11 protein-coding genes and 2 pseudogenes are annotated in these 16606 nt (G+C 31.8%); 8 read left to right on the forward strand and 5 right to left on the reverse strand.

Features of this window, described 5'->3' with window-relative positions:
- Positions 1 to 1157, forward strand: a pseudogene (locus RR554_RS00900) (hypothetical protein); the annotation flags it as partial.
- A gap of 48 nt (positions 1158 to 1205) precedes the next feature.
- On the opposite strand, the gene RR554_RS00905 reads toward RR554_RS00900, so the two are convergent.
- Both RR554_RS00905 and RR554_RS00910 read right to left on the reverse strand, forming a co-directional pair.
- Positions 1206 to 2321 carry a VanZ family protein gene (locus RR554_RS00905; protein ID WP_332462058.1) on the reverse strand — a complete coding sequence of 372 codons (1116 nt, stop codon included), beginning with the start codon at positions 2319 to 2321 and terminating at the stop codon, positions 1206 to 1208.
- 120 nt (positions 2322 to 2441) lie between these two features.
- Positions 2442 to 2858: a hypothetical protein gene (locus RR554_RS00910; RefSeq protein WP_332462057.1), complete on the reverse strand. Its 417-nt coding sequence runs from the start codon at positions 2856 to 2858 to the stop codon at positions 2442 to 2444.
- Between the two features lie 94 nt (positions 2859 to 2952).
- On the opposite strand from RR554_RS00910, the gene RR554_RS00915 reads away from it, so the two are divergent.
- From RR554_RS00915 to RR554_RS00940, 6 genes are all read left to right on the forward strand, one after another.
- On the forward strand, positions 2953 to 3630 hold the full coding sequence (locus RR554_RS00915) for a response regulator transcription factor (RefSeq protein ID WP_332467229.1): 678 nt from the start codon (positions 2953 to 2955) through the stop codon (positions 3628 to 3630).
- Complete coding sequence (locus RR554_RS00920; protein WP_332467230.1) at positions 3627 to 5099, forward strand: sensor histidine kinase; 1473 nt, start codon at positions 3627 to 3629, stop codon at positions 5097 to 5099. The genes RR554_RS00915 and RR554_RS00920 overlap by 4 nt, the downstream gene beginning before the upstream one ends.
- A gap of 204 nt (positions 5100 to 5303) precedes the next feature.
- A complete protein-coding gene (gene asnB, locus RR554_RS00925) occupies positions 5304 to 7139 on the forward strand; it encodes an asparagine synthase (glutamine-hydrolyzing) (RefSeq protein WP_332462053.1) in 1836 nt (611 codons plus the stop codon).
- Positions 7140 to 7161: 22 nt separating this feature from the next.
- Positions 7162 to 8415: a carboxylate--amine ligase gene (locus RR554_RS00930; RefSeq protein ID WP_443081307.1), complete on the forward strand. Its 1254-nt coding sequence runs from the start codon at positions 7162 to 7164 to the stop codon at positions 8413 to 8415.
- Between the two features lie 5 nt (positions 8416 to 8420).
- Positions 8421 to 9134: an aspartate/glutamate racemase family protein gene (locus RR554_RS00935; RefSeq protein WP_332467231.1), complete on the forward strand. Its 714-nt coding sequence runs from the start codon at positions 8421 to 8423 to the stop codon at positions 9132 to 9134.
- Between the two features lie 190 nt (positions 9135 to 9324).
- The gene (locus RR554_RS00940; protein ID WP_332467232.1) at positions 9325 to 11520 is read left to right on the forward strand and encodes a hypothetical protein; all 2196 of its coding nucleotides are present in this window, start codon (positions 9325 to 9327) and stop codon (positions 11518 to 11520) included.
- A gap of 46 nt (positions 11521 to 11566) precedes the next feature.
- On the opposite strand, the gene abc-f is transcribed toward RR554_RS00940, so the two are convergent.
- From abc-f to treP, 3 genes are all read right to left on the reverse strand, one after another.
- Positions 11567 to 13066: a ribosomal protection-like ABC-F family protein gene (gene abc-f / locus RR554_RS00945; protein ID WP_332467233.1), complete on the reverse strand. Its 1500-nt coding sequence runs from the start codon at positions 13064 to 13066 to the stop codon at positions 11567 to 11569.
- A 259-nt stretch (positions 13067 to 13325) separates the two neighbouring features.
- Positions 13326 to 13730 carry an organic hydroperoxide resistance protein gene (locus RR554_RS00950; protein ID WP_332467234.1) on the reverse strand — a complete coding sequence of 135 codons (405 nt, stop codon included), beginning with the start codon at positions 13728 to 13730 and terminating at the stop codon, positions 13326 to 13328.
- A gap of 173 nt (positions 13731 to 13903) precedes the next feature.
- Positions 13904 to 15859 (reverse strand): PTS system trehalose-specific EIIBC component, encoded by a 1956-nt coding sequence (treP, locus tag RR554_RS00955; RefSeq protein ID WP_332462048.1) that lies wholly within the window; start codon positions 15857 to 15859, stop codon positions 13904 to 13906.
- A gap of 250 nt (positions 15860 to 16109) precedes the next feature.
- Between treP and RR554_RS00960 the strand changes: the two are divergent.
- Positions 16110 to 16606, forward strand: a pseudogene (locus tag RR554_RS00960) (hypothetical protein); the annotation flags it as partial.

The raw sequence follows: 16606 nt of genomic DNA on the forward strand, positions 1-16606 counted from the left end.
TAGAGATTACTAAAAAAGGTTACTCTACATGGTCAAATTTTGATTGGAAATACCGAGATACAACAGATAATTTATATAAAAAGAAATTCCAAGCTAAAGGACGCTATCAACACCAAAATGGGGCAACTTACTTTTCGTTATATGATGCTGATGGTAAATGGTATGGTTATTTAAATGCAGAAGCAACTTCAGACTTAAAAGGTCCAGAAGGTAACTACCTATCAGATGGTCGTTATGTGTCAATTAGTAAAGATAATTATACGGTTTGGAATAATTTGGATTTTAGTAAAGTAAAAGCACAAACTAAAGACTTGTATCAAAAAACGTACCAAGCTAAAGGTAGATATGAACATTTTAATGGTGATACTTACTATTCACTTTATGACAATAAAGGAACTTGGTTAGGTTATTTAAATGTACGAGCTGCTAAAACAATTGATAGTAAGAATGGTGCATATATATCAGATGGCCGTTATGTCACTGTAAGTAAAAAAGGCTATGATTCTTGGCGTAATTTCTCTTGGGTAAAGAAAGAGTCGACTGAAAATATTTATGATAAAACATTTTTAGCTAAGGGGCGTTATGAAAACTTTAATGGAGCAACTTACCTGTCTTTATATGATGAAAAGGATACATGGTATGGTTACATTAATGAAAATGGAGTGAAGATCGGCGAAGGTGCTCAAGGAGCGTATCTATCAGACGGACGCTATGCTACGGTGATAGCTGATAAAGATGATTTATATAATGATTTCAATTGGAAGGTTAGAAAGTCAACCAATGATGTATTTGAAAAAACATTCCAAGCACGCGGGAGATACCAACATATGAATGGTAAAACCTATTATTCGTTGTATGATAATCAAAATAAGTGGCAAGGTTATGCTAAATCAGACTCAGTGAAATTTGGCGGTGGTAAACAAGGTGCATATATATCAGATGGTCGAACAGTTTCAATTGTGAAAAAAAATTATTCTCTTTGGGGCAACTTTGGCTTTAATAAAGTTAAAGGAAATACGACTAAATTAATGAACGAACAATACATAGCAAGAGGTCGTTACGAGCATGGAAATGGTAACACTTATTTTTCATTGTTCGACAAAGATGATAATTGGTTAGGCTACTTAAATGCTGATGCCACTGAGATTTTAAAATAAAAAATCAAAATGAGATTAACTCTTTAATTTTAGAGTTAATCTCATTTTTTAGTATCTTTTTAATGTTAGTGGTACGAGACGATTAAAAAATGGTTCAGATTTTTTCTTAACCCAATCCCTAATGAGTAGAATCCAAAAGATTGACCAAATGGTAAAGGAAGCTAAGAAAAGAATTAGTTGAGTTGACACAATGTAAATATTTTCAGAGGGTTTACTATTCATCACAATAGTTAGTTGACTAATAACTGAAGGAAAATAAATAATGATAAAACGATAAGTTAGTTTTAATATATCTTTTGACGTTGCCATAGAAAATTTGATTTTAACTAGTTTCCCACCTAATGTTTTTCCATTAGTTAACACAGGGAAAATCACGATAAAGAAAAAGACGCTAAGAGTATTAAAAACAAATAAATGATTTCCTTGATAAAAAATCATGGAAAGAATAGAACCAATAAATCTAGCAATCATCATGCTAACGAATATTTCTAAAAGTTGAGCACCGTATGAGGCTAACTGATTATGTTGATATAGGGTGTCTTTTTGTTTAATTTGATCACGGCTAGGAATTAGCATGAGTAAAATAGGAGCGGTAAAGAAACCAATCATTCCACCCAAGGTATTCATGAGTAAGTCATCAACATCAAATAAGCGATACGGATAGGCATAGTAGCCAAAAAGAGCAGTTAATTGAGATACTTCAAAAAATAGAGTAACAGAAAATGTGATGAATAAGGCTAAGTACCATTTACTAGCTTTCTTTAGAAAATAGCGTAAATAGACACCTAAGGGAAAAAGTAATGCAACATTGAAAGCAACCTCTAAAAAGGTAAAAGATTTAAGAAGTGTTGGATAGGTTTTAATGTTAGTAGGTTGAAATCCAGGAACTTCTTTAAAATTATGAATCATGTTAAATGGTTTTAATTGAGTGAAAATATGATTTTTAAACTCTAATGTATTATTTCTATCTTTTGGAAGTGGTAAACTTACTAAGAAAAAGGCTGTTAAGCAGTAATAAATAAAACTAAAAATAACTAAATTTCGCCAAAAACTAAAATAACCGTGTTTTCGGTATTGATAAATGGTCCAAGGTACTGTTCCTAAAAATGCGATAATGGCAAAAGCAAAAAATGCAGTTGATAATGGAATAGCGTATGAGGGCATTTGTCATTCCTCCTTTTAGTCCATTTTATTAAAGGATGCTTTCAAAGTACAGTTATAAGATGAAAAAAGAGCTAACAATTTTGTAAGGAAATTGTTAGCTCTTTTTTTACTGGTTGTTATTTAGTTGTAGTTGTTCATTCTTCCATGACCACGTCCATGATTTCCATTTCGATGACCATTCCCATTCATAGGACCATTTCTGTGACATCCATTTGAATTTTGTTGATAATTTTGGTTTTCTTCTGAAACAGTGCTGCCAGTAGCTTGGTTTTCACTAGTTTTGTTTTTGGTATTTGTGTCATTTTTTACTTCTTCATAGTAATCACATTGATTGTTGTGATAACCACTTTTAGTTCCTTTACAATAGGTTGATCCATCTTGCATTGGATGATTTTCTACTTCACAATAAGTTTTGGAAACAGTTTTCTCAGATGTGTTTGAATTTTGATTGGTAGTACTTGCTAGAGTTATTGTTCCTGCCACTAAAAAAATACTCAACACACTTAAAATACTTGCGATAATCATTTTTCTTTTCATTTTTTATCTCTACCTTCTACAATTATTTGATATAGTAAGTATATAAGACAAATGTGGCAGAATTATGTCATAAAAAATATAACAGGAGATTATCATGAAACTATTGCTTGTAGAGGATAATAAACAATTAAGAAGTATGTTGAGTCGTTTTTTAGAAAATGAAGGCTATGATGTTCTTGAGGCTGAGACTGGAGAAATAGGCTTAGCTTTTTTTGATCAAGAAATCATTGATTTAGTTTTGCTTGATATTATGTTACCTGGAATAGATGGTTTTGAAGTATGTCAAACAATTAGGCAGTCATCAATGGTTCCGATTATTATGATTACAGCTAAAAGTGAAGATCATGACAAGATCCTTGGCTTGGATGTTGGAGCAGATGATTATATTGTTAAGCCATTCTCCCATAAGGAAATAGCTGCAAGAATTCGAGCTATTATGAGACGAGTGGAACCTCATCAAAAGAATAAAAAAGAATTAATAGGATTGATTGTCGAGGCGAAAACTTATGAAGTTAGTTTATTTGAACAATCGGTCCATGTGACTAAAAAAGAGTTTGAGTTATTACATCATTTTATTAATCATCCTAATCAAGTGTTTACAAGAGATCATTTATTAGATATTGTTTGGGGAATCGATTATTTTGGTGATTTTAGAACTGTAGACAGTCATATTAAACGATTAAGAGAGAAATTAAAGACAAATGAAAAGACCAATTGGCAAATCAAAACGATTTGGGGAAAAGGATATTTATTTGAGGTGATAAATGAATGAAAGAACGAAAAATAGTCACTCGTCTAATTAGAAATTACACAACTATTCTGGTTTTGTTTGCAGGAGTTATGTTGGCTATATTTTTTACTTTATTAAATAAACAGGTAACGATTATTCAACAAGAGCAATTGAAAGAGCAAGGGGATATAATTGCTGAAAATTTGGTTTCAGAAGAAAACATGACTGAAAAGAACGAAAACATGTCTGGTCATGGGAGAATGATGGGACGAATGAATCACCAGAATACATCAAATTCTTACTTAAATTTGATTGGTAAACTATCAAAAGACGATATCTATATAGTAGATGAATCAGGTACACCCTTGTATAGTGGTCATATGATGGATGAGAATATTAACGAACTTGATTCAGATGCCTTAGAAATCTTGGGAAAAATTAACGAGAAAAGAAAGCCGTTGTTTTTTGAGCAAGGGGATTTAGGAAATAACAAAAGACTTGGTTATGGTGTTCCCCTAGTAAATGATCAAAATAAAATGTATGGTAGTGTGATAGTGTTATCTCGAAAAGATAAAACGCTGACCCAATCTTTTGCGGATTATCATTTATTAATTTGGAGTGTGAGTATAGCATTAATTATTACGGTTTTTATTTCGATTGGAATGGCTAAAAAATTTGTTAAACCAATCCATGATATGGAACAATTTACTGATGATTTAATTAAGCAGAAATACAGTAGTACACTGGATATAAAAACCAAAGATGAGCTAGCTACTTTGGGAAGTAAATTAGCTGTTTTAAGTGATCGGTTAGCTTTTGCTAAAAATGAACAGGATAATAAAGAGAAAAGTCAGAAATTATTTTTATCACAAATTTCTCACGAATTAAGAACGCCAGTTATGGTGATTAAAAATTCTCTTGAAACATTGAATAGCGATTTTTTAAATGAAACTGAAAAAAAGGATTATATACATCATTTGATGAAAGAAACAGAGCAACTTAACTTACTAGTAAATGATTTACTAGAACTTAGTCGTTTACAGTCAACAGAATTTTCAATAATAACTGAAGAATTAAATCTGAATTATGTGATCCAAGATAGTATGAGATCGTACCGCCCAATATTAAAGGATAAAAATCAATCGATTTCTTTTGAAAGTGATATAAATGAAGAGCCGATGTTTGTAGGTGATTATCAAAGATTGTTGCAGTTAATGAAAATTTTAATAGACAATGCGTCAAAATATAGTGCTGATAATTCTGTGATAGATGTTCATCTAAAAAAAGTTGGAAATAATTATGAAGTTAGTGTTAGGAACACACCTAATTTTGAAATAGACGAAGTGAGAATGTCACATATTTTTGATGCATTTAATCGAGGTAGTGAAAAACAAGAGAATGGGCATGGTCTTGGGTTGACGATTGCTGAGCAAATTGTAAAAAGACATTTTGGTAAAATTTATTTTCAAATTATTGATAATTCTATGGTAGAAGTAGTGATTAAACTCTAATGATTAAAAAAAAGTCAAAAAGATTTGATGTTTTTTTCTTCAATAGCGTGAAAAAATCTATAAAAAAGTGTTAATAATATGAAAAGAATGAGTGTAAGTCTTTAATTTATTGCTTTTTTCCAGTATACTTGTAAATTGAAACGCTACATGTTGAAGAGCCAAGAAATGCTCTTTTAAATTATTAGATAAACGGAGGATTTTAGAATGTGTGGATTTGTAGGATATATTAATCATTCAACAATCGCGTCAGAAACGCTAAAAAAAATGACAGATAGAATTGTTCATAGAGGACCAGATGATGAGGGCTTTTATCAAGATGATTCAATTGCTATGGGATTTAGAAGATTATCAATCATCGATTTAGACCATGGAGCTCAACCAATGAGTAATCAAGATGATACTAAAGTATTAACTTTTAATGGTGAAATTTACAATTATTTAGAATTAAGAGAAGAATTAATTGGTTTAGGTTATACATTTAAAACAGATGTGGATTCTGAAGTTTTAATTCATGGCTACGATGCTTGGGGCGAAGGCTTATTAGACCGTATTCGTGGAATGTATGCTTTTGTTATTTATGACAAAAAAAATCAAGAAGTTTTTGGAGCAAGAGACCATTTTGGTATTAAACCTTTATATTATTACAAAGATGAAGAAAACTTTATGTGGGGATCTGAAATCAAAGCATTTTTAGACCATCCAGGATTTGTTAAAGAATTAAATGAAGAACTATTACCTATTCATTTAAGTTTTGAATACATTCCAAGTGATGAAACAATGTTTAAAAATGTGTACAAATTAAATCCAGGACATTTCTTCAAATTTAAAAATAATAAATTATCTATTCAAGAATATTATCATTTTGAATTCAAAGAAGATAAATCTGTTGATATGGAAACAGCTAAAAAACAAATTGTTGAAACCGTTCAAGAATCAGTCAAAAAACATATGATTGCTGATGTTGAAGTAGGAAGTTTCTTATCAAGTGGGATTGATTCAAGTTATATTTTAAATGAAGCATCAAAAGACCGTGATATCACATCATTCTCTTTAGGTTTTGATGATGAGAGAATTAGTGAACTACCTTGGGCGGAACAATTTGCAGAAGAAATCAAACAAAAAAATGTGCCGATCATGATTGATGATGAAGATTTCTTCAATATTATTCCAAAGGCAATGTATCACATGGATGAACCATTATCTAATCCTTCAGCGTTACAACTTTATTTCTTATCAAAAGAAACAAGTAAACATGTTAAAGTTGCTCTTTCTGGCGAAGGTGCAGACGAGTTCTTTGGTGGATACAATACATATTTAGAAGCTAATACATTTGATAAATATGAAAGATATACTACTTTACCAATGAGAAAATTGTTTGCTCAAACAGCTAAACGTTTGCCTCATTTCCATGGTAGAAGATTCTTAGTTCGTGGGGCTCAAGATATTAGTGAAAGATATTACCGTGTAAACTATGTCTTTAATCAAGCAGAAAGAGACGAATTATTAAGAGACAATAAATACAATAAATCTTCGTCTAGTTTTGTCAAAAAATTATTTGCTGAGGCAAAAGATCAAGATGCCATTACACAAATGCAACATTTTGATATTCATGCTTGGTTAGCTTATGACATTTTACATAAAGCAGATCGTATGAGCATGGCAAATTCTTTAGAAGTTCGTACCCCTTTGGTTGACAAGGAAGTAGCTGCAATTGCTCAAAAGATGCCTACTAACACTCGTGTGAAAGATGGTGTGACTAAAGTAGCTTGGCGTCAAGCATCGGAAAGCCAGTTACCAGAGCGCATTGTAAACAGAGAAAAACTAGGATTCCCATCACCATTAGCAACTTGGTTAAAAGAAGATAAATATCAAGCAATGATTAAAGAAGCGTTTAATTCTGAGATTGCTCAAAAATTCTTCAATGTGGATTACCTAAATAAATTACTTGAGGAACAAAAACAAGGAATTGCAAATATGCAAAAAATATTTACAATTTATACCTTCATTGCGTGGTATCAAGTATTCTTTATAGAAAACTAATTAGAGAAGGGAATAGATTGATTTGACAACAACTAAAAAGGACTTTATTCCAGTATTACTAGGTGGCGATTTGAATCTATATGGAATGGCTCGGTCTTTTTATGAGTTAACGAACAAACCCATAAGAGTAATAGCAAGTGCCCAAATTGCACCAACCAAATATTCTAGTATTTTAGACATTGAGTATGTTGCTAATTTCGATACTGATCCAACCTTTATTGATAAAATGAGAAAAATTGCAAAAGAATATGAAAATTCTGATGTTCCCGTTATTTTAATGGGAATGGGTGATTGGTATACTGAATTAATATCTAGACATAGAGATGAATTATCTAAAACTTTTATTTGTCCCTACATTGATACAAAGCTTGAAAAAGAGTTAGAGAATAAAGAAAGTTTCTACGCAATTTGTGAGAAATACAATTTACCATATCCAAAAACTAAAATCATTACTAAAGCAATGGTTGAAGAAAAGGCTGAATTACAACCTTATGAGTTTCCAGTTGCTTTAAAATCGGCTAATAGTGTCACTTGGAATGATTTTAAATCACCAATTAAAGAAAAAGTTTATATTATTGATAACATGACAGAGTATAACCGTGTTATTCATGGTATTTATAAAGATGGTTACGAAGACAACATGATTTTACAAGAATTTGTTCAAGGTGATGCTAGTCCAATGCGTGTCTTAAATGTCTACGTGGATAAAGATCATAAAGTAAAAATGATGTGTCTGGGTAATGCTGTTTTAGCAGATCCAACGCCATTAGGTATTGGTAATTATTTAGCGATTATTCCAGATTATAATGAGGAGATATTTAATCAAGTTAAGTATTTCCTAGAAGATATTAACTATACTGGTTTTGCTAATTTTGATTTGAAGTATGATATTAAAGATAATACTTATAAGTTTTTTGAAATCAATTTAAGACAAGGAAGAAGTAGCTTTTTTGTGTCGTTAAATGGATTAAATTTGGCAGAGTGGGTTGTTCGTGATTACGTATACGATGACTTGAAAGATGCTGATGTGTTATTAGCTGATATTCCTGATAAAGATGGAAAATTATGGTTAAATGTACCAGTTGATGTTTTTGAGAAATATACACCTGAATCAAAATATAAAGAAAAAGCAAAACAAATGATTGCTGAAAAACGTTTTGGCTATACATTCTATTATGAAGGAGATAAGAGCATTAAGCGTTATCTTTTACTTCAAAGAATGTTCCGCTATTATCGAAAAGCGTTTAAACAATATGGTGATCGTGTCGGGAGGTAAGCAGTATGGATAACTTTTTTACAATTATCGGTGGCATGGGAACGATAGCCACAGAGCTATACATTAAACAAATTAACCAGAAGACACCTGCTAAAAATGACCAAGATTATTTGAATTATATTTTGGTCAATTACTCGACAATCCCTGATAGAAGTACGTACTTAATGAGTAGAGAAGAGACTATTAATCCACTACCCTATCTTTTAGATACGTTTAAAACACAAAGTGCTTTGAATCCGAACTTCTTTGTCTTAACGTGTAATACAGCACATTATTTTTTTAAAGAATTAGAAAAAGCAACGGATGTTCCCATTCTTCATATGCCAAAGCTTGCTGTTAAAGAGGTTACCAAGACGTATCCTAAAGGAACAAAAGTTGGTATTATTGGCACGGAGGGAACAATCAAAAATAAAATATATGATCCATTTATTTTGGAGGAAGGCTACGATTTAGTCCATCCAACACTTGAGATTCAGCGAATGGTAAGTACATTGATTTTTGATAAAATAAAACAACAAAACTTTCTTGATAAAGAGCTGTACGATCAAATTATTAATAAAATGTTTACTGAATTAAATTGCGAAGTGGTTATTCTTGGTTGTACAGAACTTTCTTTAATGGAAGATATGGAAAATTATCAAAATAACCACGTTATTGATCCGCAAAATGTACTAGCAGAAGAAAGTGTTAAATTAGCTCTTTCATATAGGAATAAATAAATAATTGTGTTTTTAGAGATGGATACTTTTTAGTATTCATCTTTTTTTGTATAACATTGAAGTAAACAAATTAAAAGACTGTTATTTTATTCTTTAGAAGCTTTAGATAATAAAATGAGTGTGTTAAAATTAGTAATAAGGTTAAATGGAACACAAGAAGTGAAAATGTTGGTCAAATAGGGGGATGGATATGAAAAAGAAAGCGGTTAAATTATCTGCGTTGTTGTTACTACTTTTTCCAAGTTTAGCATTTGCAGAAAACTCAATAACGAGTGTAAGTGAAGTGCAAGATTCAACTTCAATTCAACAATCAGAAGCAGAGAAAACGTCAATCTCAAGTGAAAAAGTTATATCGCAATCAAAAGAAGCAAGCAAAACGGTTGAGACGACAGAATCAAGTGTGACGGAAACAGAAGAAACAGCTGAAACAGACGATATTCTTAAAGAAGAAGTTGATAATAAGTATGTCACAATAGTTAAAGCTGATGAAAAAATTTGGCAAGAAATTGATAAAGAGCCTAGTACAACGACAGAACACTTGATTAATCAGACTTTTTCAGTAAAAGAAATAGCGACAACAAAAGAGGGAAAAGTATATTTTCTTTTATATAGTAAAGAAAATAATGTTATCGGTTATGTGGCAAAAGAAGGAGTAGAAGAAGCAGAAGGTGAGCAAGGAATTGCTCAAAAAAACAATGAATTCGTTGCATTAAAAGACCAGTCTGTTTCTATATATAGTAATTTTTCATGGGAAATAAAGAAAGTTACTGAGACCATTTTTGAGGAAACACTCCACGCAAAGGAAGTTTATCATCATTTTAATGGAAAAACATATTATTCTTTATTTGATAATAAAAATAATTGGCAAGGCTATGTAGAGGATAAAGATGTAAAGATTGGTGATGGAAGACAAGGTCCTTGGTTGAAACTGGATAAGTATGTGACCATTTCAAAGAAAAATTATTCTATATGGGCTAATTTTAGTTGGACAGAAAAAAATAATACAACTAATTTAATAAATAAAACAGTACATGCTCAAGGGTACTACCGTCATTTCAACGGATCAGTTTATTATTCTTTATTTGATGGTAGTGGTACATGGCTTGGATATGTTAATAAAAATGCAGTAACTGAAACAGAAGGAAGACAAGGTCCTTGGATAAAAACAACTAAATATGTGACTATTACTAATAAAAATTATCCGACGTATTCTAATTTTAATTGGCAAGTTAGACATCAGGCATCTAGCTTAATAAATAGGACATTTAAAGTAACTGGTAGATATGAACATTTAAATGGTTCGACCTACTATTCTCTATATGACGATAATAATAAGTGGTTTGGTTATGTCAATAAAAATGCAGTGAAAGAAGGAACTGGAAGACAAGGTGCTTTTATTTCATCAAATGATTTTGTAACTGTTACCAAAGGAAATTATAGTGTTTGGCAAAATTTTAATTGGAAAAAGAAAAAATCCAGCTCAAGTCTGTTAAATAAAACGTATCAAGTTAAAGGTTACTACCATCACATGAATGGTTCAATTTATTATTCCTTATATGATAACAAAGGTAACTGGCAAGGTTATCTAAACGATGGTGGGGCTCAAAAAGCACCAGGTAAACAAGGTATTTGGTTTAGAATGAATCAACAAGGAACCGTAGTAAAAAGTGGATATACACTTTGGAGTAATTTTAATTGGAGTAAAAAGGGAACAACTGCTGGTATGGTTAACAAGAAATACCGAGTAGGTGGTTACTATAATCACTTTAATGGTGATGTTTATTACTCCCTTTATGATAATTCTGGTAGCTGGTTGGGTTACCTTAATTCAAGTGCGGTTAAATTTAAAACAACGGCTGCTGATTATTTAGGAACAACAAGAGACAGAGTGCTTAACCATTTAAAATCACACGAATATGATAGCTTTTATAAAGGTACACCCTTTAGAGGTCTTTCGTATGACCCAGCTTATTCTATGAGCCCAAATGGTAGACCAAATGGCTATGGACCAGGCATGAATTGTACTGGATTTGTTGCCTACGCTTACCGAGAAGGTGGTTCAAATCTTAATAAGATTACCCAAGTTTCTAATAGTTGGGGTGGTGCAGCTAATGCTTATAACTGGCGAAATGCATTAACTAAAAATATAGATTATGAAACATTTTCGACAATAGGTCAATTAATTGCAAGTGGAAAAGCTAAAAAAGGTGATATTATCTATTTAGAAGCTGACTTTAGTAAACCTTCACCAGACCCTCATATTGGTGTTTTCTGGGGAGATACAGGTTATCAAAATCGATTCTTCCATTGTACATGGCCAACGGTTAAAATTTCGGAAATTTATAGCTATACACCTTATTCAAAAGTATATTTATTCCCATTATAAAACTAAAAACTGTTGGTATTCCTAGTAGGGAATACCAACAGTTTTTTTAAATTCTTTCTAACTTAATGACTTTTGTTGCGATTTTTTCAATAAATGAGTCATCATGTTCAATAAAAATCATGGTAGGTTCTTTTAGAAGAATGATTTCTTCTAATTGCTCGTAGTTAAAAATATCGAGATAGTTGAGAGGTTCATCCCATAAATAAAAGGGGGTCTCAACAGTTAATGATTTTGCTACTTCAACTTTTTTTCTCTGTCCCATACTCATTGTTTCAATTTTATTGTTAAATAGTTCTCTTTCAAGACCTAGTTTTTTAATATTGCTTAAAAAATCTTGATAATCTAATTGATTATTTTCACAAAAATCTTTAAGTAGACCTTTGTTAACTTCATAATTTTGTCTAACTAAGCTCCATTTATCATTTGTTGTTTTGGTTAATTGACCATTAATGTTGCCTTCGAACTGTCCCAGCAATGCTTTAACAAAAGAAGTTTTTCCAACTCCATTTGCACCTGTAATCGCTACTCGTTCGCCTTGTTTAATATCAAAAGAGACAGGTTTAAATAGTAAATCATCGCCAAATGACAAGGTAAAGTCTTCAACAGTTAGTAAAGTTTTTTGATGAGAAGGCTGATAATTCATTGTTAATGGATCAATGTACTCAATATTCTTCAACAATTTTTCTTTTTCATCAATTTCTTTATCCATTCGGTTTAGTAGGTTTTTAGATTTTTTCATTGATCTGGCTGCTCTTGCGCCAATAAATCCTGTATCACCAATACTGCCACTATTCTTAACATTTGGGTTACCATACTTATCACCTTCACGAGAATGTGACCATTCGGCTTTTTTTGCTGCGGTTTGTTTTAAGCGCCCGACTTCTTTTTTTAGTTTTTCATTTTTATCCTGTTCAGATTCATCTTGTCGTTCTTTTTGAAATTGGTAAGTAGAATAGTTTCCTTGAGAGATACTAATTTGGTTTTTATCAATCGCAAGAATATGATTACAGACTTCATCGATAAATTTCCTATCATGACTGATGACAATAAAACCAGTTTTTTTCTTATTTAAGTATTCTGCGACTTGTTTTCTACCAGCAGCATCTAAATGATTAGTAGGCTCGTCAATAAGTGGGAAATAAGTATCTTGCGAAAACAGAATAGCTAAAAGAATCTTTGTTTGTTCACCACCTGAAAGACTTGAAAAGTTTCGCCACAAAATATCAGTATCTGTACCAAGTAATGTTAATTCTCTTTCTACTTCCCATAATTCTCCAGCTTTTAAGTCATCAATTATTTCATAGGTCATTTTATCTTTATTAGCAATAACTTGTGGAAAGTATGAAAAATCCATTTGATGTGTAATTGATCCGGAATACTCCAATTGATTTTGTAATAGTTTAAAAAAAGTTGTTTTACCTCGCCCGTTTCTGCCGATTAGACCAAGTTTCCAATGGGTATCGATATTTAGATTAACATCTTCAAAAAGGGTCAATCCAACACCGTCATAACTAAAAGTTAGTTGTTTAATTTCGATTGTAGACATTTGTCATCATCCTTTCAAATATAAAAAAACAATCAGTCCTTTTGACAGAACTGATTGTTAAGAAATTGACAGTATTCTACGTGATAGAAGGATAGTATTGTCATCTTACCAATTCTGTCAAATTGCAGACTGCTCCCGTTGATATAACAGGTACATACATACAATTTGCTTAAAAAATTGGCTTAGATTTTCAATACACGAATCCCTCACTTTCATTTTTATCACTATAACATACATTTATTTTGAATGCAAAACATAATTAAATGACGTTTAGAGTAACGTCAACATTGTTTCTAGTTGCTTTTGAATAGGGACAAACGTCATGAGCTTTTTCAATCAATGAAGTGGCTGTTTCTAAATCAACATTATCAATGTGAACATCTAAGGTAACCGCAATTGAAAAACCTTCTTTGATATCTGAAAAAAGAGAAACGTGTGCAGTAACAGTACTTGGATTCACATTTTTTGCTTTTGACATCACAAGCTCTAATGCTCCATTAAAACAAGCGCTGTATGCGGCTGCAAATAATTGTTCTGGATTTGTTGAATTTTCAATATTACTTCCAGGTGATGATACCTTATAAGTAAAAGAATCATCAGGTGAGTGAACTTCTCCAGCGCGACCGCCAGTATTTATAATCGTAGTTTCGTAAATTTTTTTCATTGAAACCATCTCCAGTAATTTATATTTTTGAACAAACTCATTGTACATCTATTGAAAAAGATAAACAATTATTTGGATTTTGATTATTTTAGAGAGATAAATGGAAAAAAGCACTTTCAAATTAATGAAAATGCTTTTTACTTCTGACTTGGGGATTAAGGGGAGGAAGTGTATTAAAAGACTTCAGCTTCACCAATTTTTTCTGAATGGGTTACAGATTGTGTTTTATTTAATGAAATATGTGGTGCTTTATCCATATTAGTTAATGCAACGATAATATCCGTTTGTTTCCCAGCGGTTTGAATTTTTTCTAAATCCATCGCTGCAATTAATGTGTTTTGAGTTACTTTGTCACCTTCAGAAATAGCTAAATCAAAAGGTTCTCCGTTTAATTCAACTGTATCTAGTCCCATATGAACAAGAACTTCAATACCTGATTGTGAAGTAATACCTATAGCATGTTTGGTATTAAAAATGTTAGACACAATACCTTCAACAGGTGAATACACACTTGAGTTATTAGGCTGGATAGCAAAACCATCTCCCATCATTTTTTGCGAAAAGACAGGGTCACTAACTTCAGAAATTGGTAGACAAGTACCATCAGCAGGAGCATAAAAGTTTTCAATTTTGACTTCTGTAGCTGTTGTAGAGTTAGAGTCTAAGTTTTCAGAAACTGGTTCATTTGAGAGTGTTGCATTAACTGGGTCAAGTTTATTTAAAATACCATGTTTTCTAAATAAAATAGTTAAAACAAAAGGAACAATTAAGACGATAATCATACCAATGAAAAAGTGCATTTTTGATCCGTCTTTAATTGAAATAAGAGCAGGAAGACCACCAATACCAACACCAGTCGCTTTAACATTCATAATAGTAATGTAACAACCAGCAATACCAGAGCCTATCATTGCTGCAACGAATGGGTACAAGTATTTTAAGTTAATCCCAAACATGGCAGGTTCGGTTACGCCCAGGTAAGCTGAAATAGTTGAAGGAATGGATACTTGCTCTTCTTTTTTATTTCCTCTGTGAAGTAGAACAACTGCTAAAACTGCTGAACCTTGAGCAATATTAGATAAAGCGACCATTGGCCAAAGAGTTGTGTAGTGAATATCAGCAATCATTTGCAAATCAATGGTTAACATTAAATGGTGTAAACCAGTAATAACTAGTGGTGCATAGAAAGTACCGTAAATGAGTCCAAATAACCACGCAAAGCTTGATCCAATAGCTATAGATACGACGTTTGTAATTTGACTACCAATCGCCCAACCAATCGGCCCTAAAATAACATGAGCTGCTAAAACAGTTGGAACAAGGGAGAAAAATGGAACAAAAATCATCGATATGGATTGGGGAATAATTTTTCTAAAAAATATCTCCATATAGGCTAACATAAAGCCTGCTAGCATGGCTGGGATAACTTGAGCTTGATAACCGACCATTTGTACGTGCGCAAAGCCAAAATCCCAAAAAGGAATTTTATCAGCAGCAACTTCAGCCATACCGTAAGCGTTAAGTAATTGAGGGGAAACTAATGTAATCCCAAGAACGATTCCAAGAATTTCAGTTGTGCCCATTCGCTTAGCAATACTCCAAGTAATACCAACAGGAAGAAAATGAAAGATTGCTTCACCAATTAACCATAGAAAACTATGAACACCCGCCCAAAATTGGGAATGTTGAATGATAGTTTGTCCGCCGTAAGCATCAATTGGAATACCATCTAAGATATTTCTAAAACCAAGAATTAACCCACCAATAATAATTGCAGGAATAATTGGTGCAAAAACTTCTGCTAAAACAGAAACAGCCCGCTGCACAACACTTAGATTTTGCTTGGCTGCTTGTTTACCTGCGTCTTTTGATACACCAGAGATACCTGAAACATCAGAAAAATCATTGAAGAAAACACCAACATCATTTCCGATAATAACTTGAAATTGTCCTGCATTAGTGAACATGCCTTTAACACTAGGGATGTCGTCAATTTTTTCTTCATTTGCTTTACTGGCATCATTTAAAACAAACCTCATTCGAGTTGCACAGTGACTAACCGCGGCAATATTTTCTTTGCCTCCAACAAACTCGAGTAAATTCTCGGCATCTTGTTTATACTTTCCCATATTTTACACTCCTTTTTCAACTTGTCTATCCAAGTTGTTTTTGTAATCACATCATACCGATTTTTAGATTTCTTTGCAAGCGTTTTATATAAAAAAGTTAAAAAATAATAATACTTTTAATTAAATGATATTGATATAACAAGCTTTATTGAATGGTAAATAAAAATGATTAAATAATAGATTTGCCAAAAAAAATAAATTTTGCTATTATTACGTTATAAATGTATATACAAGTGAAAGAGGTACGAAGATGGAAATAATAAAAATTGTACAATCAGGCAAAGAAATCACATCTAATGTATTTGAAGAGTCATTTTCGATGAAGGAATTTTTAGAGGGTCAAGTTTTAGATATAATAAAGAAAGCTTGCGAAACAAAAAAATATGATGGCGGCGTATTTTTGAATTTGGAATTAGCTTCATCAGAATTAAACAAAATGAGTCATCGCTTTTCAGAAGTATTAAATCTTCCATTTATTGAATATGATCCTGAAACTGATTTAGTTGATGAATTAAACAAAGCAAAAGAACACCATAAATGGACAATTTCTTATTTTGATTATCCTAAAGGAAAAGAAGAGTATTCTATCGAATCTTTATTAACTGTAGGTAATGGTTATTTTGGTTTAAGAGGAACAACACCTGAGATGCTTATTTCTGATGCTAACTATCCTGCAACTTATATTGCTGGTGTTTATAATACTTTGGAGTCAACAATTGGTGAAAATAAGGTTGAAAATGAAGATTT

Origin of the sequence: Vagococcus sp. (assembly GCF_036639995.1) — a bacterium.
Taxonomy (GTDB): Bacteria; Bacillota; Bacilli; order Lactobacillales; family Vagococcaceae; genus Vagococcus.